Source organism: Botrimarina hoheduenensis (genome assembly GCF_007859815.1).
GTDB lineage: Bacteria > Planctomycetota > Planctomycetia > Pirellulales > Lacipirellulaceae > Botrimarina > Botrimarina hoheduenensis.
This window is the reverse complement of the sequence record NZ_SJPH01000005.1, coordinates 1-25,917: the sequence shown is the minus strand read 5'-3', so window position 1 is coordinate 25,917 and position 25,917 is coordinate 1. Positions and strand designations below refer to the sequence as shown.

The following is a 25,917-nucleotide window of genomic DNA, read 5'->3' as shown; positions in this document are numbered from 1 at the left end:
TAACCAACCCGCTCCTCGTCGCGAAGCGCGGTGCGGGAGGGGGTCAGTCAGGCCAGCGAAAACGTCGCCGATAGCTGTCCAGCGGAGCCGTATCCGAGTCCGGCGGAGGGGCTGATGCCGCGGTCTTGGGGGCCGTGTCCGGCGAAGCGGACGGGCTGCTTGGGGGCGGGGGCGTTCCCTGCGCCGTGGTCACCGCAGCCACTTTCTCTTCGTCGGGTACCACAGAACGGGCAGGGAAAACGGGGGTCGGTTCTGTTGCGCTGGGCTTCGTACTGATGTTTTCGGCTCCCGTCGTGGCCCCTCCCCGAGAAGCCAAGGACAAGGCGGGCGGCTTGATCCAGTGGCGAGAACCGGGGCGATTCACCTCCAGCTCGACGCGGAAGCTGTTGTGCGGTGAGGTGCCCCACATCACGGCCTCGGGCCGGGTGCGGAGCTCGCTGCGTACCCGGTTTTCTTCGTTCGCTTGGAAGAGCTGCTCGCCCGGCGACAGGCTAACGCGCCGCTGCATTGCGAAGCGGCTCGAAACAATCTGTGCGAGTTGCGTTGTGTCGGCCGTTGTGCCGACAAGCCGGATCCGTTGGAGTTGCCCTGCGGCATCGAAATAGTAGGACAGCGCTCCCGCGACGTCGGTCATCGCGTGCCCCGTGACAACCGGCACCCGCACGCCGAACAGCTCAGGATCGGCTAGTCCGGTCGATTTTCGGTCCCAGGTGGCGAAGACCCAATCCTTGTTGATTTCCCAGCGGAGAATCTCATCGAGCGAGCGGTGAACACGCCCTTCTAGCGGTGCTGGCCGGCGGTAAATCTGCGAGCCGGGCCCGTGGGGGCCTTCGATCTCGGGGCGAGCCAGCAGGCGGGGGTCGATTGTCGGGGGAGCCTCAACGGCGACCTGAGAGGCGTTGGTAGTGGCCGTGGGCCATCCCTCGGGAGCGTTCGAAATCAGATAGGGACCACCCACAGCTGCTCCGAGCAGTCCGGCAAGAGCATACGGGCGTGCCATGGCTAAGTCGCTGAGGGCCGTGAAACGGATTTCGTGGTACGTGTGGGGCGGAACAACACCCCGCCTTCGGATAAGATCGGACGGCTTGGGGGGGTGACTGGCGTGCCGAACGCGGTTCGACCCCCCCTCGGCTCGGAACGATGTCAGACCAGGCGGCTCGGACCGCTGTAACCGTTAGAATCGGTTCGCGCAACAACCCGCAACGCTTATGTCAGGGACCGATCCGTGCGAGGCCGAATGGTTGGCAGGACCCGAAGCCGCGTCTTGGTTGGAAGAGGTGGGCGGCGCGCCGCCGACGCCTCGGTTGGTAGCGAAGCTGCGTGGTGCCCTTCCCCCTTCGCGTGTGGCACTGCTGCTTGAAATCGCTGAGGCACGCTCCAGGTCACGCGCGAAATTCGCCCGCGGAGAGCGTTTGTTGCTCACCAGGCGTGGGCTTGAGCAAGCAACAGATCAGTGGATTGCCGCGTACAAAGCGGCGCGCTTCGCGAAGTTTGGCCCCGTGCTGGATATCGGCTGCGGAGTGGGCGGCGACCTAATGGCGTTGGCGCGTCGCGCCGGGGTGCCTCCCCTGGCCATCGAGCGTGACCAGACACTCGCCGTCTTTGCAGCCCACAATGTTCTCGTCTCGGGCGGGGTAGCCGAATTAAGAACCCGTAGCGCCGACCGAGCCGATGTTGCTGCCTGCGACGCTTGGCATGCGGACCCCGATCGCCGTCTTGCCGGCCGCCGTACGGTTCAGCTCAGCCAGAGCCAGCCCGCGCTTGAGGAACTCGAGACCTGGATCAAGGCACGCGGCGACTTTGCCCTGAAGCTTGCTCCGGCCGCTGAAACCCCCGAGGCTTGGGAAGCCGAGGCCGAGCTGGAATGGATCAGCCGCGGCGGAGAGTGCCGGCAGCTGGTGGTTTGGGGCGGGAGGCTCGCGCAGACGCCTGGACAACGCCGCGCGACATGCGTACCGAGCCAATCATTGCCAGACGTTTCGGCGGTGGGGACGACTAGCGGGGGTCTCGTACCGACCTTTGTGGGCAATCCGCGGGTTCCTCTGGAACAGGTCAAACGGGTGGCCGAATGGGTGTACGAGCCCGATCCCGCGATACTCGCCGCCGGACTTACCGGAGCGCTCGCCGCGAAGCACGGTTTGGCGGCCTTCGCGCAGGTAGCCTATCTGACCGGGCCGGCACGAGTCGCCGATCCTCTGCTGAGCGCGTTTCGTGTGCTGGAGATTCTGCCGTTACAGCGCAGCCGGCTAGCTCAGTGGCTCAAGCAGCGAGACGTCGGGCGGCTAGAGATTAAATGCCGTGGGGTGCCGATCGATCCGGCAGCGCTCCGCAAAGAGCTTAAACCACGTGGAGATGCCGCGCTCACGTTGCTGATCGCTCCGGGCCAGGGGCAAGCCAGCCGCCGACAGGGTAAACCCTTGGTGATCGCCGCGGAGCGGGTAGCTTCATAGGGCGGCTGTCGCCAGACTCGCAGGAGTTGCTACGGTAGTACTCCGCTGCGGTATCCCGGCCCCTGGCCGAAGTTATAGCCCCTTACGTGTTTCGCCATGCGACTCGCCTTCAGCACGAATGCCTATCTGAAGTGGCCTTTGGATCGCGCGCTCAAGAGCATCGCCTCATTGGGATACACAGGCGTGGAGCTGATGGCCGACGTGCCTCACGCTTGGCCGGCCGGTCTGCTCGATGAGCAAAAGCAGGCGATTCGCGACGCGCTGGCGGAAACCGACTTGGCGATCTCGAACATCAACGCCTTTATGATGAACGCCGTGGCGGATCCGCGGCAGCCGTACTGGCATCCGAGCTGGACCGATCCCGATCCGCACTACCGGGCGATTCGCCGTGAGCACACCAAACGTGCCTTGCGGCTCGCGGCAGAGATCGGGGCCCCTCACATCACCACCGAGCCCGGCGGACCCCACTTTGCGGGGCAGTCACGCGACGAGGCTCTGGAGCTGTTTGTCCAAGAACTGACGCCCTGCCTGGAGATTGCCGAAGAAGTGGGGGTCGGTTTACTGATTGAGCCCGAGCCGGAGTTGCTGGTTGAACGCTTCGATCAGTACCTGGAAGTGATCGACAGGCTCGACTCTCCCGTGGTCCGTCTCAACTTCGATATTGGGCACGCCTACTGCGTCGGAGAAGACCCCCAAGCCCATGTCGCGCGGATGGCCGGCCATACGGCCCACTATCACTTAGAAGATATCGCGGTCACCCGCGTGCATCAGCACCTGGTTCCAGGCCGTGGCGCGATCGACTGGCATGCCACGCTCGGTGTGATCCGCCAGACCGGCTACGACGGCTGGTTGACCGTAGAACTGTACCCTTATGCCGATGATCCTGAGCAGGCAGCACGTGAGGCATACGAGTTCCTTGCACCGCTCGTGTTGGTATGACGGCCGCGCACCCCACAGGGCGAGACTACGCTCGATTGCTAAGGCTCTCCAACGCCCCCACCGCACTAGCCGATGTAGGGATGGGCTATGCCGTGGCGACCGGTTCTCTAGCGCCCTCATGGCTGCTGACGTTTCTTGCGCTCGCGTCTCTGTGTTTCTACCACGCCGGGATGGCGCTCAACGACGCGGTCGATGCAGAGCAAGACACACGCCTCGAACGCGTCCGCCCGATCGCAGAAGGAAGGCTCACACGCCAAACGGCCTATCGGCTAGCGGCAGCGCTCGGCCTGGGCGGCTTTCTTTTCACGGCTCTGGCCGCCCTGGACCTCGGCAGCCCGGCAGTGCTTGTCACCGCTGGGGCTCTGGCCCTGATGATCTGCGGCTACAACACTTCGCTCAAGCGAACCGTGGTAGGGCCGCTTCTGATGGGGGGGTGCCGCGTTCTCAACGCGATGCTGGGAATGGCCGGCGGCGTCTCGTTAGCGGTCGCCCTCAACCTACTGCCGGGCATCTTTGCTTATATCGTTGGGCTAACGGTTTTTGCCAGGGATGAAGCGATCGGAGGACGCCGTACGCAGCTAACGCTGGGCGCACTGCTCTCCGCGGCAGGCGTGTTGTGGCTCGCCGTGTGTAACCGTCGCGGCACCGACTCGTTCGTGTCCGGTGCCGATTCCCAGGCGTTGTTTTGGATCGTCGCGCTGTTGTTTGCGTTGCGGGGAATGGCGGCGGCGCTGCTCCAGCCGACTCCGTCGCGAATTGGTCGAGCCGTAGGAATCGCGATCCAGGGGCTGGTCGTTATCGACGCCACAATCACTCTGTTTTATGCCGGTCCAATGGCGGCGCTGGCCATTTTGGCACTGTTGCCCGTCGCACAGTTGATGGCCCGCGGGATCCCCCCGACTTGATCCCCCGCCGCCGATGCGGCTCTGATGATGCCATGCTCTTGGGATACAACACCAACGGATTTGCTCACCACCGCGTCGAGGACGCGATCGAGTTGCTCGCGTCGCTACGATACCGTGCCGTGGGGCTGACCATCGACCACGGCTGCTTGGCACCGAACATGAGTGGGCTTGCCGCGCAAGTGGAGCACATCTCTGAACTGAGAGTGCGGCACGACCTCGCGCTCGTGGTCGAAACCGGGGCGAGGTTTTTGCTCGACCCCCGCGCCAAGCATGAGCCGACGCTGGTGACGGCCGACCCCGCGCAGCGACGACGGCGAACCGCCTTTTATCATCACGCCATCAAGATGGCATCACTTATCGGTGCGCGAGTGGTCTCGATCTGGTCGGGAGTGCTGCATGACGATGCCTCGCGAGAAGAGGCGTTCGAGCGGATCGTGCAGACCCTGCCCGCTACGCTCGCTGCTGCTGCAGACGCTGGCGTTAGGGTTGGTTTCGAACCCGAACCCGGGATGGTGATCGCGACAATCGCCGACTACGAACAGCTTTTCGAGCGACTCCAGGCCGCGGGCGCACCGATCGAAGCGTTCGGGCTAACCCTTGATGTGGGCCATCTGCACTGCAACGGCGAACTCCCCCTCGCGGATCGCATTCTTGAGGTGAGTGACCAGCTCGTGAACGTACACATTGAAGACATGTGTTCGGCGGCGCATGAGCACTTGATGTTCGGCCGTGGCGAGATCGATTTTCTGCCCGTCATCGGGGCGTTGAACCAAGGGGGCTACCGCGGTCCGCTACTGGTTGAGCTCAGCCGCGATAGCCATCGCGCGCCGGAAGCCGCAAAAGCCTCGATCGATTTTCTCCTGCCGCTCGTTAGCTCCCCGGAAAGCCTTTCTCGATGAACGATCGTGTTGTCTTGTTGTCGATCCCCGGGCTTCGTGAGAGCGACCTAGTCGTGATGCCCTGCCTGCGCGGGCTCACTTCTGCCGGCGATTTGGCCCCGCTTTCCGCAAGTGCTCCGGGCGTTACCTGTGCCGTCCAGGCCAATATGACCACCGGCGAGCTCGCGGGTGTGCACGGTGTGATCGGCAACGGTTTCTATTGGCGTGAAGAGCAGCGTGTCGAGATGTGGACCGCAGGGAACGATAAGGTGATGGCACCTCAGCTGTGGGATCGGTTGCACGAACACGATCCCACCCTCACCTCGGCCGCGTGGTTTCCGCTGCTGATCAAAGGTGCCGGAGCCGACTACATTTGCACACCGGCTCCGATCCACCACCCGGACGGTGCCGAGTCGCTGTGGTGCTACACGCGTCCCGAGCGGCTCTATGGCGAACTGGTCAACAACCTGGGGCACTTTCCCCTGCACCGGTTCTGGGGACCGCTGGCTGGCGTGGAGGGAACGGCCTGGATTATCACCTCGGCAATTGAGATCGCACGCCGTGAGGCACCCCACCTGCTCTACATCTATCTGCCTCATCTGGATTACCGGGCCCAGAAACACGGTCCCGATTCTCCAGAAGCAGTTGAAGCCTGTCGCGAGTTAGACGCGCAGCTTGGTCGCCTCATTGGGAGTCTGGGCGAACTTCCGGACTATCGGGGTGACGCGGCACTCTGGCTCGTGGCATCGGAATACGCCATTACTGCCGTCGATCGGGTGGTCTATCCGAACCGTCTGCTGCGTCAGGCCGGGCTGCTTGACGTTACGCGCGACGCGGACGGAAGAGAGCTGATTGATTTCGCCGAGAGCCGCGCCTGGGTGCTGGCGGACCACCAGACGGCACACGCTTTTGTTCGGGATCACGATCCCGCCGTTATCGGCCGCGTTGCCGATGTGCTGGCGAAAGCCCCCGGCGTGGCAGAGGTCTGGGACGCCGATATCCAGCAGCGACACGGGCTGTGGTATGAAGGCCGCTCTGCCGACCTGCTGGCGGTCAGCGACGCCGAGGCTTGGTTCGCCTACTACTGGTGGCAAGAGGACGATCTCGCACCAAAGTTTGCCCGCACGGTTGATATCCATCGCAAGCCGGGCTACGACCCGGCTGAGATGTTCCTCGATCCGGCCGCCCACGCAGCGGGCATCGGTGGTACGCCGCTCGATGCTTCACGAGTGCGTGGGTCGCACGGGGCACCGGTGCGGAGCCCGTCCCAGCGCGGTGTGTTGCTTTCGAGCGCACGAGGTGTTTTGGTCGAACAGCCGATGGCAGACATCGACGTCTGTGAGACCGTGCTGCGTCAGTTCGGTGTGTGAAAACCGCTGTCGGACACCTACTCTTTGGCCGCTTGATTGACGTCCACCAGGAAATCGTCTTTCAGGTAATTACGCCCGACCAGCACGGGAAACTCCATATGCGACCGGTCATTGAGCGTGACGCAGACACGTTTGTCGATGCCCACGCAAGCCATGTCGACCCACACCTTGTAGCGTCGTTCGCGCTCTTCCGAGGTTTTTACAACAACGGTCGAGTGGATCGTGGATTCAATCCAGTGCGTTTCGCCGTCGTTGTCGATCACCCGAAAGCGAATCGCCTTGCCGACGTTGGCCGTCATTTTCTCTTTGCCTTTGGGAACGACGATCTCTTCGGCATGCAGCGAGCACGACTCGGCACCCGTATCCACCCGGGCCAGGAGCTTGGCCTGGACGGGGCCGATGGTGACCCAAGCCGTCGCGCCGATTAAATGGCGATTTTCGGTGGCGAGCTCTGCGCTGGTTTTAACGGGTTCTGTAGAGGCCTGAACACCGAGGCAGGTGACGATCAGCACCAATCCCAAGAGGGGTTGGGTCCAGCGGAAAGGGGGGCAAAGCATGTCGGGAAGTGATGGTGAGGCGGATTGGGAAGAATCGGGAGTTCAGGCCCCGAATCATGCACTATAGTATCTCAGAATAAGATGAGCAGCGTTCGGAGGATTTCGTTACGTTGGAATTCGGCAGCGTCGTAAGTGCAACCCGAATAATACTTTAAGCGAAAAGACGCACCCCAGGTGAAAGCCCGTTCTCTTAGCCGTATTACTATCATCGCCTTTTTGGTGGTGGGTCTCCTTAGCCTCTGGGTGCGCAGCGCCCAGCGGGATGCTGCGCGACGCTCTTTGGAGGACGGACTCTGGAGGCTCACTTATCGTGTGTCCTTTACCGCCCCAACTCCTGGCTCGGAGCTGAGGCTCGCTCTGCCAAACGTGGATGACAATATCTCGTTGGATGGCGAGCCCGACTTTTTCGACGATGGCGATCCGGCGATCGCCAGCCGGATGGTCAAGCTTACTCCTAGCGGGACACGCGAGCGGGTCATTACCGTCAAGCGTGAGGGCGACTATCGGGTCATGGCCGAATTCGACCTCCGTGTGCGCTCGGGAAGCCCGAGCGCCGACGGAAAACCGACACACCTCAGCGCGAACGAGCGCGCCCGCTACCTACGCCACGAACCCGATTCGTTGCCGGTCAACAACCGGAGCGTCTCACGTGTGCTGGCCGAAGCGGAGGGCAAGTGGACCACCCAAGAAGAGCTGCTCGAATGGCTCTTTGAGTACTGCGCGGTGCAGATCAAGCAACCTGCTCCCGGTTCGCAGAGCGATGGCGTCTTGGGCGTGCTCGACAGCATGGTGGCGTCTCCAACCGATCGCGCACAGACCTTCGCGACGCTGTGCCGGGCCGCAGGAATGCCCGCACGGCTGGTTGCCGGATTCGAATTGCGCAACTCAGAGGAAGTCGAGCAACGCGTTTGGGTTGAAGTGTTTCGCCAAAACACCTGGACTCCGTTTGATCCCGAGTACGGTTACTCTCGTGTGATGCCTGTCGATCACGTCGTCACGCGGCGGGACGGTCGTCGGATCGTTCGCACGAGCTTGCCAAACGCGGTAACGAATCTGAAAACGCGGTACGCAATTGTGCGGCGTGCACCGGCCGCCGACGCGCTGCGGGCGGACATGAAGAACCCCCTGCAGGTGTTCGATCTGACGCGGATGCCTGTCGAGATGCATGAGGTCCTAAAGCTTCTTCTGCTTCTGCCGATGGGCGCGCTCGTTACGGCGCTATTCCGCAACGTGATTGGTGTGCCGACCTTTGGTACGTTCGCTCCCGCGCTGTTCGCCGCCAGCTTCGTTTACGCCGATTGGATAAGCGGCCTCGTCGTTCTAGCAGTCGTCCTATCTGCGGGATTCATCGGTCGCACGTTGATCGAGCGGTTGCGCTTGCTGATGGTTCCTCGGCTGAGCATTATCCTGACCACCATCATCCTGTGCGTGGTCTTTGGCGTTTCAGCGCTCGATTATCTGGAGCTAACGCCTAGCGCAAACGCGGTGCTACTGCCGCTCGTGATCGTGACGACCTTGATTGAACGCATCTATGTGACCATCGAGGAAGACGGTGTCACGAATGCCGGTAAGCTGGCGCTGGGGACCGTCGTCGTGGCGACTTGTTGCTTCTTGCTGTTGGGCTGGGAGGCGGTTGGACGCACGCTGCTGGTCTATCCCGAGATCCATCTGCTGACCATCGCCGCTTTTATCGCGATCGGTCGCTACACCGGCTATCGCCTTGTCGAGCTCTGGCGATTCCGGGATCTGGTAGATCCGAGTACGAACTAGTCCGATCACCGACCAAAGCCCATGCAACGCTTTTTTGCCAGCCCCAGCGACCTCCGCGCCAGCGGCATCCTGGGAATCAACCGACGCAATCTGTCGTATATCATCGACAGCAACCCGCGCGGGTTGTACCCGCGCGTTGACAACAAACTCATTACCAAAACCATCTGCGAGGCGAACGGCATTCCCGTTCCCGAAACGTATAACGTTCTCACCTCGCACGGCGACGTCAAACGGTTCCCCGAGGCCATTCGGGGGCGTAATGACTTTGTCGTTAAGCCGGCTCGCGGTGCCGCAGGACGCGGGGTACTGGTAATCGGCGAGAGCGTGGGTAACCTCTACATCACGCCCGGCGGACGTCGTGTGACGGTCTCCGATCTGCGCTATCACCTGTCAGCCGTACTATCGGGCCTGTACTCGTTGGGCGGCGGCATGGACGCAGCCATTGTCGAACACCGGATCGTTACGCACCCGGTCTTGCAGAGCGTTGCCATCGAAGGAACGCCCGACATCCGTGTCATCTTGTACCGCTGCGTTCCCGTGATGGCGATGGTAAGGCTCCCGACAACGGCATCGGGCGGACGCGCGAATCTCCACCAAGGCGCGATCGCCGCCGCCGTTGATATGACCACCGGACGAACCTTTGGTGGCGTCAGCAAAGGACGCATGGTCGATGTCCATCCGGATACCGAAGTCTCGATCTCGGGCATCGAAATCCCCAGTTGGGACCAACTGCTTGACGCATCGATGCGCTTAGCTGAGGCCCTCGAACTGGGCTACATCGGCGTCGACTTCGTTGTTGACGCCGAGAAGGGGCCCGTCGTTCTCGAAGCGAACGCACGCCCCGGACTGGCGATCCAGGTTGCTCATCGACGCGGTATCCGTCCGGCACTCGAGCGTGTCGCCGCCGCGACACCGGACGAGCTCCACGGCAAGGGCCGCCTCGCCCTGATCGCTGAGATCACCGATGAGGCACGCCGTCACGCGCGCCGTCGTGAAGGGCTGTAGGGCTAATCAGGCCCTGGGAGCTCGCATTATTTGAACGGACAGGCGATCTCCGCCCCCGTTCTGCAAGCTATTCTCACAGTGTGCCGGTCACATTGCCCCTTCCGCCGCCATGGCCCGAGGGCAACCAGCGGAAGCCCGGACCAAGTGAAGCCGAATCGGGCTGCCCGTTGTTGCTCCTACCGCACGCCTCGCGCATCCATCGACGAGCTAGTACCTGTGGGACGCTCGATCGGCAGATTGCCAAGCGTTTAGCCCCTTAATTTGGAACGGAAATCGTGCCCGAACCCTCCGCTCCCCCTGCCCTTCCCCCGGCTACGGTGCCGACGGCTCCCATCACGGCTCCAGCGATTGCCAACTCACCGGCTGCCGCCGCCGCAATCCGGCAGCCAGTCCCGGCAACTAAGCCTTTCCCCACTGCCACACCGGTTGCGCAGCGGCCGGCTGCCGCCGCGTTATCTCCTGCGGCGATCCCGCCGGGGGCCCCTCCGGTGCGTCAGATGAGCCCGGCCCCCCCGGCCGGAAACTTGGCGAAGACTTCGCCAGCGCCCGCGACCGTCCCTGCCATTTCATCGCCGGCGAACGGAGCTGCCGAGACCTGGAAAACTGTGTTTACCGCTTGGCCAAAGGAGATCCCACGGCGAGGCGTGCTGGTCAACAGCCTCGACGAGCAGACACCGTTTAAAGGGTTTATGACCCGTGGCGAAACGGTGCTTTTACAACGCTCGAATCCAGACACGCTTGGTGCCCGTTTCTTGATCATCCCGTTCGCTGAAATCGCGATCGTCAAGTTCATTGACCCACTAACCGAGGCAACCTTCCACAAAGCGGGTTTCGTGGGCGAGTTTGCCCCGTAACGCTTACCCCAGCGGCAGCACTCGGTCAGCCTAGGCGTAACGAACCCGACGCTTTCAGAGATCGGCGGATCCGCTCGGCCGACGACGGCTTGCTTCGGCAAGTAGTTCGTCGTGGAAGTAGCGAACGATGGCGTCTTCACGCGGGTGGAGGCGTCCGGCTGAGACCTCGATCGACGAGTTCAGCTTCCACCAGAGCATCTGTCGGGGTTCGTGGTTCACGCTCTGCGGCTCGCCGTATTTGATGTTCAAAGCCTGCACCACTTGATTAAGCCCTTCAGGCGGCAAGAAAGCGGTGACCTGGAATAATCGCTCATCAACAAATTGATAGAGCACGAGACTTGTGCGCACGCCGCCGACGGTTGGCGAGTTGTTCTCGAAGGGCAGCTCGATGCGCGCATGGACGATACCGGCCGCCGCGTGCCATGCCTCGCTATGCAGCTCGGGGTTGTTCACCCCCGGCGATTCGTCAGAGCACCACGGCATCCTGCGCCGCCTCCCCTCGACCTGCCGCTCGTGTCGCAAACGGAAATCGGCCAGCGACATTCCGAGCGGATCCCCTTTGAACTCAAAGTTCGACTTTGAGTCGAAGGAACCGGCCCCCTCAGCGGGATCGATTGCATCCTTTGATTGGGCTAGCCGCTCGGCCTCGATGCGCATCTGGGCCAAGCGAGCGAGGCCGGTAAAGAGCTGCTCAAGACGTGTCGGCGGTATCTCTTCGGTGGTGTATTGCCGCACGCCGGGACCAAGACCGATCTGCGTGTCGGACTCTGACTGGCTCAAAATCGTCGAATCTGTCCGTTGATCTCGCGTTTTTTTTCGATCCCCCAGTACCGTGAGCACCGCGGTCTCGCCCCGCCGGGCAAGTTCTTTCACGATATCGTCGAGCGTTGCTTTCCCAAGGGGCCGTTCCTGAAGTGGTCGGAACGACTCGAGATCCTGCGGTACGCTGATCTCACCACCGCACTCACGGCAGGCTCCCATGCGGCCCGCCATGGCATCGGCGAGTCGCAGGATCGCTTCGCAGTTGGGGCACGTCAGCTGGATCGACATCGCAAGATGCTACAGGATCGCCTGGAAAGAGCCGCATGAAGCGTTCCCCCTCTTCGGGCGGGTCGCCAAGATGCGGCTAGCGTGCCTTGTAGGGCACACGCTGTCCAGATTAATCACCGCGACCGAGCTTCGCGGGCAAGAAAAACGCTCAGGCGACCCATCGTCTACCGGCGAGGCAACCTGCACTGGCGAGACAGAGTATCGCCGTGGCGGGCTCGGGGATGGCGATGTAGGAGATAGCGAACGCCACGCCGTCGGTCTCCAGGTCGAATGAGCCGCCACCGAATCCCGCGCGGCCGATAAAGCTGGCCTCGGTTAAGAGAGCTTCGACCTCAGCCAGTGAGAGACCGGCCTCGATCACGCGACCGAGGCTGTGCAGGCCGGGTTCGATCGCATCGGCGGCGATGAACAGCGTGCTGTCGTTCGCGATCGTCAGCGGGACCTCGATGAAGCGATTGAACGCCTCTGCCAAAAAAGCTCCGTCCGATTCGAGGGTAAAGGTGGCAATGTGGCCGCTCTGGGGCCCGGTGGTGTCGATGACGAGTTCACCGGTGGCGGCGTGATAGCGGAGTGTTGCTTGTGTCGCCCAGGCAAGCGTGTCCGGATCGATGATGTCCCAGCGGTTGTCGAAGGGGCGATCGGGCTGACCGTAAACAAACTCCGCAGGCGCAGACGCCCCCTGGCCAATTAGATCGACGTATCCACTAGAGCCAATCGAAGTAAAGAGGGTATTCCAGATGGCCTCATCGATACCGGGTACGAGCAAATTGCCTACGGTAAAGTAGCCGGAAAAAGGGCTGGTAAGCGACGCTTCTCCCACCTGTCTTTGCAATTGAGTTTTTAACTGACTTGAAGTCAGCCAAACCACGTTTTCCTCAAGCAGTCCGTACGGTGAGTTGGGAGGCAAATCGAGGTGCCAACTGTAAGCGTATCCGCTGCGTGTGTTTGAGGTATCTAACGAAACGTTGCCGGTTGCTGGGTCATAAAAAAAGACCATGGCAGCCGTAGATTGCGATGCCGCAGACAGGCAGCACACTACGGTGGCTAACTTGGCGAAAGATGAGTAGGTTTGCATTTTGGCATCCTTATCGCAGCACACGCCCCCGCTCAAGTTTTAGCGACAAAAAGCACGCGGGTCAACAAAAAAACCCCGCTGCGACTTGCGTCGCAACGGGGTTAAAAAACTGGCGATACCTACTTTCGCACTGGTAGGCACTATCATCGGCTCCGATCGCTTAACTACTGTGTTCGGAATGGGAACAGGTGTTTCCAATCGGATATGGTCGCCAGAAAGCCGTGGGCAGCGGTAAAGCTGTCCACGCCTGCGGTGAGAGAACTCACCGATAATTTGGCTTGAGCAAGAGTGACAGGCGATGCCCTGAGGCATGCCCTCCAACTTCGTTCGCTTGTTGAGAAGCGAAGCAGAAGCGTTTGATTAATGTGGCCAAACATTCGTCCGTTAGTACCGGTTAGCTGAACACGTTACCGTGCTTACACATCCGGCCTATCAACCTGGTCGTCTTCCAGGGGACTTTCGGTCTTTGACCTACGAAACCTCATCTTGGAGCGGGCTTCACGCTTAGATGCCTTCAGCGTTTATCCGTTCCGTCCTTAGCTATCCTGCCGTGCCGCTAGCGCGACAACAGGAACACCAGAGGGACGTCCTTCTAAATCCTCTCGTACTAAAGAAGAACCTCCGCAAGTTTCGTACGCCCACAGTAGATAGGGACCGACCTGTCTCACGACGGTCTGAACCCAGCTCACGTACCACTTTCATTGGCGAACAGCCAAACCCTTGGGAGCTTCTTCACCCCCAGGATGTGATGAGCCGACATCGAGGTGCCAAACCGCTCCGCCGCTATGGACGCTCGGGAGCGATAAGCCTGTTATCCCCGGAGTACCTTTTATCTGTTGAGCGATGGCCCTTCCATACGGGACCACCGGATCACTAAGCCCTACTTTCGTACCTGCTCGACTGATAAGTCTCGCAGTTTAGCACCCTTCTACCTTTACGCTCGATGCCTGATTGCCAACCAGGCTGAGGGTACCTATTGGGCTCCTCCGTTACTCTTTAGGAGGAGACCGCCCCAGTCAAACTGCCCAACTGACACTGTCCGTCGCTCGGTTTCACGAGAATCGACGTTAGAACTAAAGCATGCAAAGGGTGGTATTTCACCAACGGCTCCCCCCCGGCTGGCGCCGGGGGCTCAAAGCCTCCCACCTATCCTACACAGTACATACCACAGCCCAATATCAGCCTACAGTAAAGGTTCACGGGGTCTTTCCGTCTAGCTGCGGGAACGTGGCATCTTCACCACGACTACAATTTCACCGGGTCACTGGTTGAGACAGTGTTCCACTCGTTACGCCTTTCATGCAGGTCGGAACTTACCCGACAAGGAATTTCGCTACCTTAGGACCGTCATAGTTACGGCCGCCGTTTACTGGGGCTTCGGTCAAAAGCTTCGCTCTAACGAACTAACCTCTTACCTTAACCTACCAGCACCGGGCAGGCGTCAGTCTCTATACATCCACTTACGTGTTAGCAGAGACCTGTGTTTTTGATAAACAGTCGGTGGAACCGATTTGCTGTGGCCCGCCGAAACGGGCGCCCCTTATCGCGAACTTACGGGGCCATTTTGCAGAGTTCCTTAACCAGTGTTCTCCCGAGCGCCTTAGACTACTCGTCTCGCCTACCTGTGTCAGTTTTAGTACGGTCGGTCTGCTTCAACCCTACGGAGCTTTTCTTGGACGTCCTTCAGAAGACATACCCAACGTAAGCGGGGTTAGCCTTGCGGCAAGGCACGTTTCTACCTGTGCCCTCATCATTCGGACGCCGTCCCTCTTTCGGTCCACACAACCGGCGCAGGAATATTAACCTGCTGTCCATCGTCTACGCCTTTCGGCCTCGACTTAGGCACCGGCTCACCCTGGGCGGAATTACCTACCCCAGGAAACCTTAGGCTTTCGGCGAGCAGGATTCTCACCTGCTTTATCGTTACTCATTCCGGCATAATCACCCGTTGGCCCCGACACCGCTCCTTACGGTACGGCTTGTATCTGACCAACGGCGCTCTCCTACCAAATGCCGACAAAATCGGCAATTCTATTGCTTCGGTGTCGTGCTTACTCCCGTTCATTATCGGCGCAGAACTGCTCGACCAGTAAGCTGTTACGCACTTTTTAAATGATGGCTGCTTCTAAGCCAACATCCTGGTTGTCACAGCAGTTCAACTTCCTTAGTGACTGAGCACGACTTGGGGACCTTAGCAGATAGTCTGGGTTGTTTCCCTCTTGACCGCGGAGCTTATCCCCCGCGGACTGACTGCCGGGATAGTTTTAACGGTATTCGGAGTTTGGTTCAGCAGGGTACCCCGCGAAGGGCCCCAAACCAAATCAGTATCTCTACCCCCGTTAAATAGTTACCCGACGCTAGCCCTAAAGCTATTTCGGAGAGAACGAGCTATCTCTGGGTTTGATTAGACTTTCACTCCTCCCCACAAGTCATCCCCTCGGTTTTCAACCCAAGTGGGTTCGGTCCTCCACGCGGTACAACCCGCGCTTCAACCTGCTCATGGGTAGTTCACCCAGGTTCGCGTCTGCAGCCAGCGACAAATCGCCCTATTAAGACTCGGTTTCCCTAAGGCTTCGGCCCGTAAGGCCTTAACCAAGCCGCTAACCGCAACTCGCCGGATCATTATGCAAAAGGCACGCCGTCACACATTAAAATAGTGCTCCGACCGCTTGTAGGCGTATGGTTTCAGGTTCACATACCTCCCCTAACAGGGGTTCTTCTCATCTTTCAGTCGCCATACTGAGTTCACTATCGGTCATTAGGTTGTGTTTAGCCTTACGGGATGGTCCCCGTAGATTCAGTCGGGGTTCCACGTGACCCGACCTACTCAGGTACCCCTCGGGAGGCCGCCAGGATTCGCTTACGGGGCTGTCACCCGCTATGGCCCTTCTTTCCAGAAGGTTCAGCTTCCTGTCGACTTTGTGACTCCCATGTGAGAGGCCCTACAACCCCGCCGAGGAAACCTCGACGGTTTGGGCTATTTCCCGTTCGCTCGCCGCTACTGAGGAAATCGATTTTTCTTTCTCTTCCTGCGGTTACTTAGATGTTTCAGTTCACCGCGTTCGCTAGGGCATCCCGGGATCATCGCTCGTTTGTCAGCTCCCCCAGGCATTTCGCAGACTTCCACGCCCATCATTGCCACCTAATGCCAAGACATCCCCCATACGCCCTTAATAGCTTGGCCACATTAATCGAACGCTCCTACCCAACGACCCATCGTGAAAGGGGTCGATCAGCAGCAAGCGGCCGAGTGTTTCAAGCTACACTGCCATCGGCCGGCGAAGACCGATGGCGAGTAACGTTTCTACTCGTCGCGTCCCCCTAATCCGCGGTGTTGCCACCTTGGATTGCTGGAGACGCAAAATTGGAGTTTTTGCAGTAGAGCGGTCGTTCGATGGCTAGACACCATCGGCGAGCCGCTCTCTTGCTAAAGATGCCACTCTTGCTCTTACCAAATTGTCAAAGATCACGATCTGCAAGTTGCCTTGCAGATCGCACCCAGCCTCAATCTGCTGGATGCCCGCCTCGGTTGCCCGAGCGAACACACGAGGGGGCCATGCTGGCGGCTGGCTTTAGAGAGCCAGCGGCATGGTGGCCGCCTCGTGCGACCGCTCAAACTCAGTCGAGCTCAGAAGGTTATCCGAGCTGCTAGTGACTGTCAAACCCTCCTGGCTGGAATTCTTATCTTTTTTTACTCGCGGCTGGCCTTCGTTGGCACCACGCGAGACGAACACCACGCTCAGTACTTGCCGCCGCTCTCAGGGAGCTTGCCGTCAAGAACTCAGCCGTGGAGGACTCAGTAGGCCAAAGCCCCAAGTGCAGCCGGGATCATCAACCTTCGGCAGGAAGATACGCGATCTTGAGATCGAGGCAAGGGGGTAGCAAACGATTTCTCAGAATCAGTTCGAAGTGCTCGCCCTGAAGTTGATTTTGTAGCGCCCTTTCGCAGCCAAATCCCTCGCTCGCTAACACCGGAAGCCTCGGTCACGCGACGAGAAAGTCACGGCCCAGCCGACTGTTGGAGGCCTTTGCCTTGCAAACATCGGGAGCGTAAGCCGGTCGGCAACGATCTGCTGATTGCCAGATCGGTAAGTTCTGCGCTGTGCGGCAGCTGTGCCGACTACTGGGCGGCCTGCCAAACGCCGATCCGGCGGCCGGTCAAACCTCAGCCAGCGATCTTTTCTTAAGAGCAACGCCGAGACTTTCTTCGGCGCGTTGCATCAACGTAACGGCCGTATCGTGGGGGGTTTTGCTCGTGACGCCGGTGCGTGTCATCAGGCGGAGCGATCGGTCACCCAGCGGCACGCTGCACTCTGCCAACGCGGCGGCGATACGGTCTCCCATTGCGCGGGCCTCTTCAGTCGTTGTGAGCGGCATGAGGACAACGAATTGAGCTTCGCTGAGCCGACTGAGTCGATCGCGTTCGCGGAGCGCGCTGTCAAGGAACTGGGCGACCGAGTCGAGCGTGAGCTTGGCGACAGCCGGTCCAAACTCTTCGACCAGCGTCGAGTATCCCTCAAGTTCGGCGGTCAGCAGCGTCAGCGGCGCTCGGTTTTCACAAGCATTCTTCACTTCCAGACGCAGATCTTCCAGGAATTTCGTACGGTTTGGCAGGGCGTCGAGCACCACGGTCGGTGTGGCATCTTGATCAAATTCGGCTGGATTCTCCGCCTTTTTCGGCAGCGCTTGGAGCGGCACGCTGACCTGACCATCGTGTAGGTGGGTATTGTTTCGGCCTGCGGCTTTGGCGGCATATAGCGCGGCGTCGGCCCGGCGGATCAATCCGGTTGGGTCATCGGCTGCGTTGGCCTGAGCCAGTCCAAGGCTCATCGTCACGCGCAGCATCTTCCCCTCGAACGGCACTTGCATGGCCTCGACGTAGTTTCGGACGCGTTCGGCCAACACGGTTCCATCGGCCGCCGTGGTCGAGGGCATGACGACAGCAAATTCCTCGCCCCCGTAGCGGCAAGGGATATCCATGTCTCGGCAGCATTCGCGGAGCGCGGCACCCACCTTGCGGAGCACTTCGTCGCCCGCTTGATGCCCGTGGGTGTCGTTGAACTTCTTGAAGTGATCGACGTCCATGATTAGCAGCGAGAACGACGTTCCCTTGCGACGCCATTCGGAGAATCGCCGTGTTAGCTCGTCGTCGAACGCCCGTCGGTTAGCCAGATTGGTCAGCGAGTCGGTGCGGGCTTCCGATTCGTGGGTGCGGATCTGTTCGGCCTGAGTCTTGATCTGGGCCTCGGCAGCCGCAAGCTTTTGTTGCAGAGCCCCGTTGGCTAAGGAGATTGACTCGATGGCTTGCAGCACGTCGGCCTCGCTAGCGGAGCCGCTGTCGCGTGCCGCACTCATCGCCGCCTCGATCTTGCCGATGCTGATGCTGTGGGCGTCAACGTCGCTGGCGACCCCTTGAGCCAGATCGCGCAGGCGATCGCTGGCGAGCATCGTGCGTTCGAGCTCGAGCTGCTTCTCGGCCGCGTCATTCTCGGGTTCTGCCGTGGGGGCGTCCGGCTTAGCCAGGTTGCCTTGCTTGCCGAAAACCCATGCGCCGGCTGCGAAGCCGACTCCAAGCGCCACCACCGCGAACACCAGGTTTACAAGGGCGAGGGAAGTGTGTGAGTTGGCGAGGAGTTCCATGGCTGCGATCGCGTTCGTTTGGAGCAGGTGCGGACCCGACCCCGGGGCAGAAGTCGGTCAATCAATACTTGGAGCCCCGAAACGTAGGTTTCTCCTACTGCCTGTCAAAGAAGTACTGCGGATAAGCGCGGTGCTGCATCCTTCCGGATGTTGACTGCCTGCAGGTTGTGCGAATGAGGCCGATGAAGCCGATTGCTCGGGCTCTGCTAATAAAGGCCGTTCTTAGACGGATTGCCGTACGGCCGCCCGCGTGCCGCTTTTGGGAAACTAGTTTCATTACGACGGCCAAGCACCGGTTGTCTGACGCTAAGGCTCGCGCCTAATAATTCCCCTCGCGATACCCCTGGCCTGCCATGACCTCCTCATTGCAGAAAACTGCCGGCGAAGCAGCGGCTCGCTGTCGAGCATCGCAGGGGGCGGGTGCCGCGCTGTTTGAGTGGCAGCCCCTTGAGCAAACCGTTTGGGCGGAAGATGCCACTTGGCGATTGCTCGGGAGAGCTGCCGGGGCCAAGACGCGCCCAGAAGGCGAATTTCTCGCCGTACTCGGAGCTAACGCTTCGAAAAGTCTCAGGGCTTTGGTCGCTCGCGGTGGTGTTGGAATAACGAACACCTTGCTAACGGATAACGGACCAACCGGCGACGCGCTCGAGGCCGACTTTCAAGCGACGGGTGACTCGCAGGGCCGGGTCACGCATGTTTCGGGAGTGCTGCGGGTACGGCTCGGCGAGGGGGGCCCCCCTCTCGGTGGCAAGAATGACACGCACTGCCGCCGAGCCATCGGCAGCCTCTCCGACAGCATCGCCCATGAACTAAAGAATGTTTTGCACGTGGTTCGCGGCTATACATCGTTTGCTTATCAAGGGGTCGACCCGGACACACCGCTCGGTGACGACCTGTTCCAGGCGCTCGCCGCTACCGACCGCGCTGCCGATATCGCCACACGTTTGCTGCGCTTCTCGCGAGCCGAAGATGACCCGAACGAACTGCTGGATCTCAACGAGATCGTCAGCGACCTGAGCGCGCTTGTTCGGCCGATCTTTGAGCCAGAGATTGAGATGTCGGTGGCCATTGCCGCCCAGCCGCTGCCGATCATCGGCATGAACGCTACCGCCCGGATGGCGCTGCTGAACCTGTGTGTTCACCTTCGCGAGAGCCTTGGCGAGGGCCGACGGTTCGTTCTGCGGTGCGACCGGATGCCGAATGCCAGTGACTTAGTCGGTTCAGCGGGCAACCCGCCCTCGATGGGTGCCTACGCGCGAATCTTGCTTGCGGTTGAAGATCACGCCGGGGAAGCGGCGATCAGGAACGAATCCGCCCTCTACGAGCGTATCAGCCAGGTTGAAATTGAGTCTGCCAAGGCGGCATTGCCCTTGGCAATCGCCCAGAACATTGTGAACCGCGTCGGCGGCTCCTTAGAACGCTTAGCGAAACGAGAGGGGGGCACCGCGTATCGGGTTTGGCTCCCCCTTAGTAAAGTGGCGCTCAAGCGTAATTCCATCGGCGTTGCGGTACCGACAACTGCCCTGCCCTTCAGCATGGCAGAGGAGGTTTAAACGCAATGGTTAATCATCCTCACAGTGTCTTGGTGGTCGATGACGAGCCCGAAGTTCGTCGTCTTACGGTTCGTGCTCTGTCGGCCGCCGGTTTGGCCTGCGATCAGGCGGGCGATGGGGTGACCGCCATGGAGCTGATCGATCAGCGAGAATACGACGCGATACTGACCGACCTGCGGATGCCACAGCGGCACGGCTATGCGCTGTGCAGCGATGTGCTGGCATTGCACCGGCCGCCACAGGTTATGGTGCTGACCGCTTTAACCGATGCCCGCCTTGTCCGCGACTTGATGGGCCGCGGCGTCTACGACGTCTTGCAGAAGCCCATTAGCTACGACGTGCTCGCCGCAAAAGTTGTGGCAATGATCGACAACACGCGTACCCGCTCGGCCGCCAAAGCGATGCCGGCACCGACGAAGGTCAGCTTCTTGAAGCAGGTTGAGCTGACGCTCAAGGAATTGACCGAACTGTACGGCGAGCGACTCGATACCGTGTTCGGCGACTTTGACGAACTCCCGGATCCTCCGCCAGCGATCCAGCAGTTCATCCGCCGACTCGCCGAGAGCGAGGCCGCGGGTGAGGAATCGGCGGGTTTTGTGCCGCAGCACAACGAACGCCGCAAGGCGCGTGCGACCTGTTTCACAACCGTGGTGGCGACGCCGGTTGATAGGCTGTGGCGGCCGATCTGTGAGCCCTTCAAGCTCGCGATGCGTGACATCTCCGAGAGTGGTCTGCGAATGCTGCACACTCGGGCGACAAACTCTCCCTTCTTGGCGCTAACCTGGAACGCCACGCTGCTGCCCCGGCAACAGCTTCGCGTGGTCGCGAAAGTTATGCGCTGCTCTGCGTGTAGCCCTTTCTACGACATCGGTGGCATGTTTGTGATGGCCGACTGATCGGGCGTAGAGCCTGATCGCGATGGTTGCTGATCGATCATGGCCGAGGGGGCGTCGGTCGGCTCTTGGCAGCTTGGTCGGCTCTTGGCGGCGTGATGGAGCCTTGCCGCCCCATGCCAAAGGGTCGTTGCCGATGCAACCCGATCAGGCACTTAAGAGAGTTCCCCGGTTGTCTGCACGAGGAACGTGTCCCGTGCGGCTTTCACAATGGCTTGTACACCCGGGTGGACGATCCGCTTCTGTTGAGTGATGGCGTAAACTGACTCGCGTAGTTCGGACGCCTCGCCAATGACCTCAACTCCGTACTGTTGGCAAACCTCGGCCTGGATCACCGCGGGGATGGCGAAGAGCCCTTGGCCAGCACCGCCAAACTCTTTGAGCAGGCCGCTGTCGTTAAACTCGCCAACGCACGACGGCGCTATTCCGAGCTGCTGGAACCAGTAGTCCAGGGTTCTGCGCAACTCAGTCCCCGCGGCAGGCAAGAGCATGGGGGCTTCGTTCAGAGAGTGAGGGAAGCCCGCGCGGTACCGGTCCGCTAGCGCCTTGGTGCCGAACAAGGCCAGCCCTGAATCGCCTAGAAGATGATTGAAGGCCCGCACTTTTACATGCGGAGCGATAGGCACGCTCGCTAGAACCAGGTCGAAGCGGTTGAGCGCGAGATCCGAGAGCAAGTCTTCGTATTGGCTCGCCAAGCAGACCAGCTCGACGCTCCGGTCAAGTTGGTAAGCGGGCCTGAGCAGCCGATAAGCAAGCAGCTTCGGCATGGAGTTCGGCACGCCCACCACCAGCCGTGTCGGCTTCTTGCTCGCTTTTCCGTTGAGGAAATCGACAAGGTGCTGGCCCTCGCCAAAAATCCGCTCCGCATGCAGATGCACTTCGCGGCCCAGCTGCGAGAGAACGCGGCCGCGGCCCGCTTTTTCGAAGAGCTCGCCGCCCAGCTCTTCTTCGAGCTTGCGCACTTGTGAGCTGACGCTCGGTTGAGCCAGGTTGAGTCGCTTGCTGGCAGCGGTCACGCTCCCCTCTTCGGCCACCACCCAGAAGTAGAACAGGTGGTGGAAGTTGAGCCGCTCAAGTTTGGTTTGGTGTCGCCGCAGCATATAGGTATCTCGCGCGTTGGTTATGCTTTCGATTAGTTTATATCAATCGAATGACAGGGCGGGACACCTTTAGTCGGATAAAAAACCTAGTTTCTTCAGTACGGGAGAGTAATTCCTGCGAGCGTCGCATTATAGCTATCGTGTGTTATAGCCTTATGCTATAGATTGCGGCGGCGCTCGGGAGTTGCCGGGATTTCCTCCTTCAAGAGGACCTCGCCGGGAGACGACTTTTGCAGCGTGAAGGCGTCGTAAAGCTCGCCGCTGGCTTCATAGGCCCGATAGCGGAGTTGGTCCCGTTCGATACGGATCGTTTGGTACAGCTGCGTGCCCGAAGCCACTCGACTGGCGTCCCAGGTCTCCGTAAGCGGGTACATTTTCGGACCGCTAACACTTACGACGTAGACGGTGCGCCCGTTTTGGCCGCGGACTCCCTGGGCGACGTTATGCGTTCCGACCGTTGCGGCCGCTTCCGGTCCGCCTAGCCCGCTGCGGGCATACGCGTGGTCGTGCCCCTGCAGCGCCATATCGATCCGATGCTTGTCGAAAAGCGGCTTGAGCAGCGCTCGGACCTCGGGGTTGTCGCGGTCCTTGGCGGCCGAATACACCGGGTGATGGAACGTGACGATCGTCCATCGGGCGGGGGGCAGCTCCGTCAGAGTGTTGTCCAGCCAAGCAGCCTGCTCTTTCAGCCGTTCATTCGTGTTGAGCGAGACGATACGAGTTCCCTGGTAGTCAAACCAATAACAGGTTTCTTCGAGCCCCTCAGGACCGTTCGTTGGCAGGGAGAATGATGGCCGCCAGTGCTTGGAAAGCTTGCGGCGGCCGATCGCCAGGGCGTATTCATGGTTACCGGGGGTGGCGACGGTCGGAATGGTCGCGTTCAGCCAACCGGCCGCTTCGTGCCATTCGCCCCACTCGCCATCGGCGTTAGCGTTATTGATCAGGTCTCCGGCGTGCAGGGCAAAGGCCGCTCGGGGGGCGTCGTTGTGCGCCTCACGCCGCACCCGTGCCCAGAGCGAGCGAACCGCGTTCTGCGCGTCGCCGAAATAGAGGAACTCAAAGGGTTCGGCCGAATCGCTCGCGGTGCTGAAATGGTTCCACGGGGACCAATTGACCCCATCGCCGACCCGGTAGGCGTAACGCGTCTTAGGCGTCAGTCCTTGCAGCCGGACCGTGTGCATCCGGCAAGGCCCCGCGTTGGTCACAAACGGTTCGTTAATGCCCTGCGTGCGGGCTGCGTCTTGGATTCCGCCGGTGCTTGCGTTGCCGACCAAGTCCCGTCCGATCGCCCACTCGCACAGCGTTTGGGTCACCCCGGCATCGGTTCGATAGCAGACGTCCATGGTGGTCGCCGGATCGCTGCTCCAGGACAGGCACAACCGGTCCGGCACGGGCGTAGGGGCGTACTGCTTGGCGGCGGGGTACGGTCCGCGGAGGCTGGCCTGGCCGTGGTCCTGGTGAGCCGACACGGAAGGCACCACGCAAAGACTAGCTACCAGGATGAGGCACTTGAGGACCAATTCGATTCCGCGGGCACAAGAAGGAGCTGTGCGGCGCGTCGTAACGGTAAGATTCAGGGGGCGAAACACGCTCGGGAGCCTCGATCTGGTGGCGTAAAAACGGGGCGGAAAATTGCTGATGGGGCTGATTGGGGCGTGCGCCTAGCGAACGCCCTGCTCCAGGAGTCGAACCGCCTTCGGCCCATCGGTCAACGATGTGCCGGTCTCGTTCTCTTCAATCGTTGCGATCGTCTCCCTCGCCACGACCGACGGTGCCGAAACCGCCGAAAGGCTATCCGCCGATGACGGCCCGTTTACAGCACCGCCGGGGTGGTTATGATCACTTACCTACGCTTCAGTCGCTGGCGGTCGTCATTGCGGTGGTGGTCCGCGGTGCCCAAGGCGTGGACTCGGCGGACAGGTAGCTCAGTTGGTAGAGCACAGGACTGAAAATCCTGGTGTCGGGGGTTCGATCCCCCCCCTGTCCACTTCTTCTGGCGTTGAATCCGTAAGTTGCTTTAAGCAAGAGATTTACGCTGTCTGGTTTGGTGGGGTCGGTCGGATAATCGGGCAGACTTCGCCGTCAGTATCTTGCTCCGGCACAGCATCTGGTGCCCCGATCATCGGTCCGTGAAGCCACGTCTTGGCGAGTTGTGACGAGAGAGGCTTTAAAGGGGGAATCACCCGGCTAACGGCTTAGAGCCTGTTCAATAACCCGTTTAAGCGAGTCGTTTGACCATCAGGTGGATCATGGCGACGCGGAGGAAGGCTTCGTCGCAGTCGACCGTTCGCTCGAAGCTCTTGGACAGTCGCCGTGAGCGGTTGAGCCAGCCGAAGGTCCGCTCGACGATCCAACGCTTCTTCTGCAGCACGAACCGCCCGCGGGGCCGCGTGACGATCTCTACCGCCCACAGCCACTTCACCAACGCCCAGCCGACCACCGACCGGTACGCCGTGTCCGCCCAGATCAGGTCCGGGAACTTCACCGCGGAGCGGAACTCGGTGAGGGCCAGCTTCGCCCCGTCGCGGTCCTGCACGTCGGCCGGCGTGACCACCAGGGACCAGACCAGCCCCAGCGTGTCAACGACCAAGTGCCGCTTGCGGCCGACGGCTTTTTTTCCCGGGGTCGTAGCCTCGCGGCCCGCCCTGTTCGGTCGTCTTGACGGTCTGGCTGTCGAGCACGGCGGCCGACGGCTTGGGCTTCCGCCCCGCCTTCTTCCGCACCCGGTCGCGGAGCTTGTCGTGCAGCCGCTCCCACGTGCCGTCGGCCTGCTGGTCTTCCCCCCTGAAACAGAGCCACTCTGAGTGAGAGAATCTCGTGCCGGGCGGTCCCCGGTTTTTGGAGGATTCTTTCGATGAAGCGGACAAGGCACACGACGGAGCAGATCATCGAGAAGCTGCGTCAGGCGGACGTGGCTCTTGGTAAAGGGGCGAAGGTCCCCGAGATCTGCAAGACGCTCGGGATCACCGAGCAGACCTACTACCGCTGGCGTCAGAAGTACGGGGGCATGGCCCCCGACCTGGCGAAGCAGATGCGTTCGCTGGAGAAGGAGAACGCGAGGCTGAAGCGGCTGGTGGCCAATCAGGCGCTCGACATGGAGATCTTGAAGGAAGGGTACCGCCCACATCCGTGTGATTATACACCCTAAGCTGACCTTATCGCGTGGCTTCCTACTGGCACCCGGCCGGAAAGCCTGAAACGTACTCCAACGACGACTGAGGCTTATCTCAGGTCATGCAGAATTGGACTTGCCGTTGCCTTCGTCTTGGAGACTCTTCCCGGCAACGTTTAGCAATCCGTAGATAAACCAATGCAGTGCTAGACCTGAAGCAAGAAGCTGGAATACACGCCGCCACCGATTAATCCATGCCACGCCGGTGACCTCTTCAACCCCAACAACGATCAAATGAAAAGTCGTCGCTGCACCGAGAACCAATAAGAAACCACAGCTAGCCATCCAGGTAATAGCAACGAGTCGGGAAGACAGCCGAGGTACATCGTGCTTATCACTCATCGCCACCAGCACTGTTGCCAAGTCCACCCCAGATACCAACATTAAATCCGAAACTGAAATCAACTGCGTCGTCCATTGCACCGCCGGCTTGTCCAGCTGCTCCGCCGACCACAGCTCCGCCTACTGCTCCACCTGCAACCCCTTCCCAATCAAACCCATCATCTGAACCACCAAAGTTAGAAAACGCTGCATCACATGTCTCATCAGCTAATCCACCAGCAGCTCCAGAGATAGAACCAGCAAGTGGTCTTCCCCCGATCTATGTGCCAGTCGCTATGAGAGAATCGGGATGATTAGATGGTAGTCCGTTGGGCAGCTGGAGCGGAGGGGCCTGCGAAGCCGTAGGCTGAGCAGGGCCCGGAGC

General features: G+C 60.5%; 20 protein-coding genes, 1 tRNA gene, 2 rRNA genes and 1 pseudogene. 13 read left to right on the top strand and 11 right to left on the bottom strand.

What is annotated here, in order from left to right:
• Window positions 1-43: 43 nt before the first annotated feature.
• Entirely contained in the window at window positions 44-1,000 is a 957-nt protein-coding gene (locus tag Pla111_RS12165; protein ID WP_146574722.1) for a DUF6690 family protein, read from the bottom strand.
• 208 nt (window positions 1,001-1,208) lie between these two features.
• Between Pla111_RS12165 and Pla111_RS12160 the strand changes: the two genes are divergently transcribed.
• The 5 genes from Pla111_RS12160 to Pla111_RS12140 all read left to right on the top strand — a co-directional run bounded on the left by Pla111_RS12160 (window position 1,209) and on the right by Pla111_RS12140 (window position 6,542).
• Complete coding sequence (locus Pla111_RS12160; RefSeq protein WP_146574721.1) at window positions 1,209-2,450, top strand: class I SAM-dependent methyltransferase; 1,242 nt, start codon at window positions 1,209-1,211, stop codon at window positions 2,448-2,450.
• Between the two features lie 96 nt (window positions 2,451-2,546).
• Window positions 2,547-3,389, top strand: coding sequence for a sugar phosphate isomerase/epimerase family protein (locus tag Pla111_RS12155; protein ID WP_146574720.1), 843 nt, complete (start codon window positions 2,547-2,549; stop codon window positions 3,387-3,389).
• Window positions 3,386-4,294 (top strand): UbiA family prenyltransferase, encoded by a 909-nt coding sequence (locus tag Pla111_RS12150; RefSeq protein WP_146574719.1) that lies wholly within the window; start codon window positions 3,386-3,388, stop codon window positions 4,292-4,294. Before Pla111_RS12155 ends, Pla111_RS12150 begins: the two co-directional genes overlap by 4 nt.
• A 32-nt stretch (window positions 4,295-4,326) precedes the next feature.
• Window positions 4,327-5,193 (top strand): sugar phosphate isomerase/epimerase family protein, encoded by an 867-nt coding sequence (locus Pla111_RS12145; protein ID WP_146574718.1) that lies wholly within the window; start codon window positions 4,327-4,329, stop codon window positions 5,191-5,193.
• On the top strand, window positions 5,190-6,542 hold the full coding sequence (locus tag Pla111_RS12140) for an alkaline phosphatase family protein (protein ID WP_146574717.1): 1,353 nt from the start codon (window positions 5,190-5,192) through the stop codon (window positions 6,540-6,542). Before Pla111_RS12145 ends, Pla111_RS12140 begins: the two co-directional genes overlap by 4 nt.
• A gap of 17 nt (window positions 6,543-6,559) precedes the next feature.
• Here Pla111_RS12140 and Pla111_RS12135 read toward each other — a convergent pair whose 3' ends face one another.
• A complete protein-coding gene (locus Pla111_RS12135; RefSeq protein ID WP_197524993.1) occupies window positions 6,560-7,054 on the bottom strand; it encodes a putative ATP-dependent zinc protease in 495 nt (164 codons plus the stop codon).
• Window positions 7,055-7,411: 357 nt separating this feature from the next.
• Between Pla111_RS12135 and Pla111_RS12130 the strand changes: the two genes are divergently transcribed.
• The 3 genes from Pla111_RS12130 to Pla111_RS12120 all read left to right on the top strand — a co-directional run bounded on the left by Pla111_RS12130 (window position 7,412) and on the right by Pla111_RS12120 (window position 10,728).
• On the top strand, window positions 7,412-8,869 hold the full coding sequence (locus Pla111_RS12130) for a 7TM domain-containing protein (protein WP_146574715.1): 1,458 nt from the start codon (window positions 7,412-7,414) through the stop codon (window positions 8,867-8,869).
• Between the two features lie 21 nt (window positions 8,870-8,890).
• Complete coding sequence (locus tag Pla111_RS12125) at window positions 8,891-9,874, top strand: alpha-L-glutamate ligase-like protein (protein WP_146574714.1); 984 nt, start codon at window positions 8,891-8,893, stop codon at window positions 9,872-9,874.
• Window positions 9,875-10,191: 317 nt separating this feature from the next.
• On the top strand, window positions 10,192-10,728 hold the full coding sequence (locus Pla111_RS12120) for a hypothetical protein (RefSeq protein WP_231930997.1): 537 nt from the start codon (window positions 10,192-10,194) through the stop codon (window positions 10,726-10,728).
• Between the two features lie 54 nt (window positions 10,729-10,782).
• Here Pla111_RS12120 and Pla111_RS12115 read toward each other — a convergent pair whose 3' ends face one another.
• The 5 genes from Pla111_RS12115 to Pla111_RS12095 form a co-directional block, all read right to left on the bottom strand.
• Window positions 10,783-11,778: a hypothetical protein gene (locus Pla111_RS12115; RefSeq protein WP_146574712.1), complete on the bottom strand. Its 996-nt coding sequence runs from the start codon at window positions 11,776-11,778 to the stop codon at window positions 10,783-10,785.
• Between the two features lie 148 nt (window positions 11,779-11,926).
• Window positions 11,927-12,775 carry a hypothetical protein gene (locus Pla111_RS12110; protein ID WP_146574711.1) on the bottom strand — a complete coding sequence of 283 codons (849 nt, stop codon included), beginning with the start codon at window positions 12,773-12,775 and terminating at the stop codon, window positions 11,927-11,929.
• A gap of 185 nt (window positions 12,776-12,960) precedes the next feature.
• Window positions 12,961-13,069: ribosomal RNA gene (gene rrf / locus Pla111_RS12105) — 5S ribosomal RNA — on the bottom strand.
• 149 nt (window positions 13,070-13,218) lie between these two features.
• Window positions 13,219-16,037 (bottom strand): 23S ribosomal RNA (locus tag Pla111_RS12100).
• A 974-nt stretch (window positions 16,038-17,011) separates the two neighbouring features.
• A complete protein-coding gene (locus Pla111_RS12095) occupies window positions 17,012-18,493 on the bottom strand; it encodes a GGDEF domain-containing protein (protein WP_146574710.1) in 1,482 nt (493 codons plus the stop codon).
• Between the two features lie 611 nt (window positions 18,494-19,104).
• Here Pla111_RS12095 and Pla111_RS12090 point away from each other — a divergent pair.
• Together Pla111_RS12090 and Pla111_RS12085 are read left to right on the top strand one after the other, a co-directional pair.
• Complete coding sequence (locus Pla111_RS12090) at window positions 19,105-20,046, top strand: hypothetical protein (protein ID WP_197524991.1); 942 nt, start codon at window positions 19,105-19,107, stop codon at window positions 20,044-20,046.
• Window positions 20,047-20,051: 5 nt separating this feature from the next.
• Complete coding sequence (locus tag Pla111_RS12085) at window positions 20,052-20,942, top strand: response regulator (protein ID WP_146574708.1); 891 nt, start codon at window positions 20,052-20,054, stop codon at window positions 20,940-20,942.
• 152 nt (window positions 20,943-21,094) lie between these two features.
• On the opposite strand, the gene Pla111_RS12080 is transcribed toward Pla111_RS12085, so the two are convergent.
• Window positions 21,095-22,039 carry a LysR family transcriptional regulator gene (locus tag Pla111_RS12080; protein WP_146574707.1) on the bottom strand — a complete coding sequence of 315 codons (945 nt, stop codon included), beginning with the start codon at window positions 22,037-22,039 and terminating at the stop codon, window positions 21,095-21,097.
• Window positions 22,040-22,197: 158 nt separating this feature from the next.
• Window positions 22,198-23,520, bottom strand: coding sequence for a purple acid phosphatase family protein (locus Pla111_RS12075; RefSeq protein WP_197524990.1), 1,323 nt, complete (start codon window positions 23,518-23,520; stop codon window positions 22,198-22,200).
• A gap of 320 nt (window positions 23,521-23,840) precedes the next feature.
• Between Pla111_RS12075 and Pla111_RS17580 the strand changes: the two genes are divergently transcribed.
• Window positions 23,841-23,963, top strand: a complete 123-nt coding sequence (locus Pla111_RS17580; protein ID WP_261342121.1) for a hypothetical protein — start codon at window positions 23,841-23,843, stop codon at window positions 23,961-23,963.
• Window positions 23,954-24,026 (top strand) — tRNA-Phe (locus Pla111_RS12070). Before Pla111_RS17580 ends, Pla111_RS12070 begins: the two co-directional genes overlap by 10 nt.
• Before the next feature lie 231 nt (window positions 24,027-24,257).
• Here the strand turns inward: Pla111_RS12070 and Pla111_RS17280 are convergent.
• A pseudogene (locus tag Pla111_RS17280) lies at window positions 24,258-24,732 on the bottom strand (IS5 family transposase); the annotation flags it as partial.
• Between the two features lie 161 nt (window positions 24,733-24,893).
• On the opposite strand from Pla111_RS17280, the gene Pla111_RS12060 reads away from it, so the two are divergent.
• Window positions 24,894-25,187, top strand: coding sequence for a transposase (locus Pla111_RS12060; RefSeq protein WP_146574705.1), 294 nt, complete (start codon window positions 24,894-24,896; stop codon window positions 25,185-25,187).
• 84 nt (window positions 25,188-25,271) lie between these two features.
• On the opposite strand, the gene Pla111_RS12055 is transcribed toward Pla111_RS12060, so the two are convergent.
• On the bottom strand, window positions 25,272-25,634 hold the full coding sequence (locus tag Pla111_RS12055; RefSeq protein WP_146574704.1) for a hypothetical protein: 363 nt from the start codon (window positions 25,632-25,634) through the stop codon (window positions 25,272-25,274).
• Between the last annotated feature and the right edge of the window lie 283 nt (window positions 25,635-25,917).

What these genes read in the sequence shown, in the direction of transcription:
- Pla111_RS12165 (WP_146574722.1), bottom strand. Translation starts at nt 1,000, where the DNA reads ATGGCACGCCCGTATGCTCTTGCCGGACTGCTCGGAGCAGCTGTGGGT.
- Pla111_RS12160 (WP_146574721.1), top strand. Translation starts at nt 1,209, where the DNA reads ATGTCAGGGACCGATCCGTGCGAGGCCGAATGGTTGGCAGGACCCGAA.
- Pla111_RS12155 (WP_146574720.1), top strand. Translation starts at nt 2,547, where the DNA reads ATGCGACTCGCCTTCAGCACGAATGCCTATCTGAAGTGGCCTTTGGAT.
- Pla111_RS12150 (WP_146574719.1), top strand. Translation starts at nt 3,386, where the DNA reads ATGACGGCCGCGCACCCCACAGGGCGAGACTACGCTCGATTGCTAAGG.
- Pla111_RS12145 (WP_146574718.1), top strand. Translation starts at nt 4,327, where the DNA reads ATGCTCTTGGGATACAACACCAACGGATTTGCTCACCACCGCGTCGAG.
- Pla111_RS12140 (WP_146574717.1), top strand. Translation starts at nt 5,190, where the DNA reads ATGAACGATCGTGTTGTCTTGTTGTCGATCCCCGGGCTTCGTGAGAGC.
- Pla111_RS12125 (WP_146574714.1), top strand. Translation starts at nt 8,891, where the DNA reads ATGCAACGCTTTTTTGCCAGCCCCAGCGACCTCCGCGCCAGCGGCATC.
- Pla111_RS12115 (WP_146574712.1), bottom strand. Translation starts at nt 11,778, where the DNA reads ATGTCGATCCAGCTGACGTGCCCCAACTGCGAAGCGATCCTGCGACTC.
- Pla111_RS12110 (WP_146574711.1), bottom strand. Translation starts at nt 12,775, where the DNA reads ATGGTCTTTTTTTATGACCCAGCAACCGGCAACGTTTCGTTAGATACC.
- Pla111_RS12095 (WP_146574710.1), bottom strand. Translation starts at nt 18,493, where the DNA reads ATGGAACTCCTCGCCAACTCACACACTTCCCTCGCCCTTGTAAACCTG.
- Pla111_RS12085 (WP_146574708.1), top strand. Translation starts at nt 20,052, where the DNA reads ATGGTTAATCATCCTCACAGTGTCTTGGTGGTCGATGACGAGCCCGAA.
- Pla111_RS12080 (WP_146574707.1), bottom strand. Translation starts at nt 22,039, where the DNA reads ATGCTGCGGCGACACCAAACCAAACTTGAGCGGCTCAACTTCCACCAC.
- Pla111_RS17580 (WP_261342121.1), top strand. Translation starts at nt 23,841, where the DNA reads ATGACGGCCCGTTTACAGCACCGCCGGGGTGGTTATGATCACTTACCT.
- Pla111_RS12060 (WP_146574705.1), top strand. Translation starts at nt 24,894, where the DNA reads ATGAAGCGGACAAGGCACACGACGGAGCAGATCATCGAGAAGCTGCGT.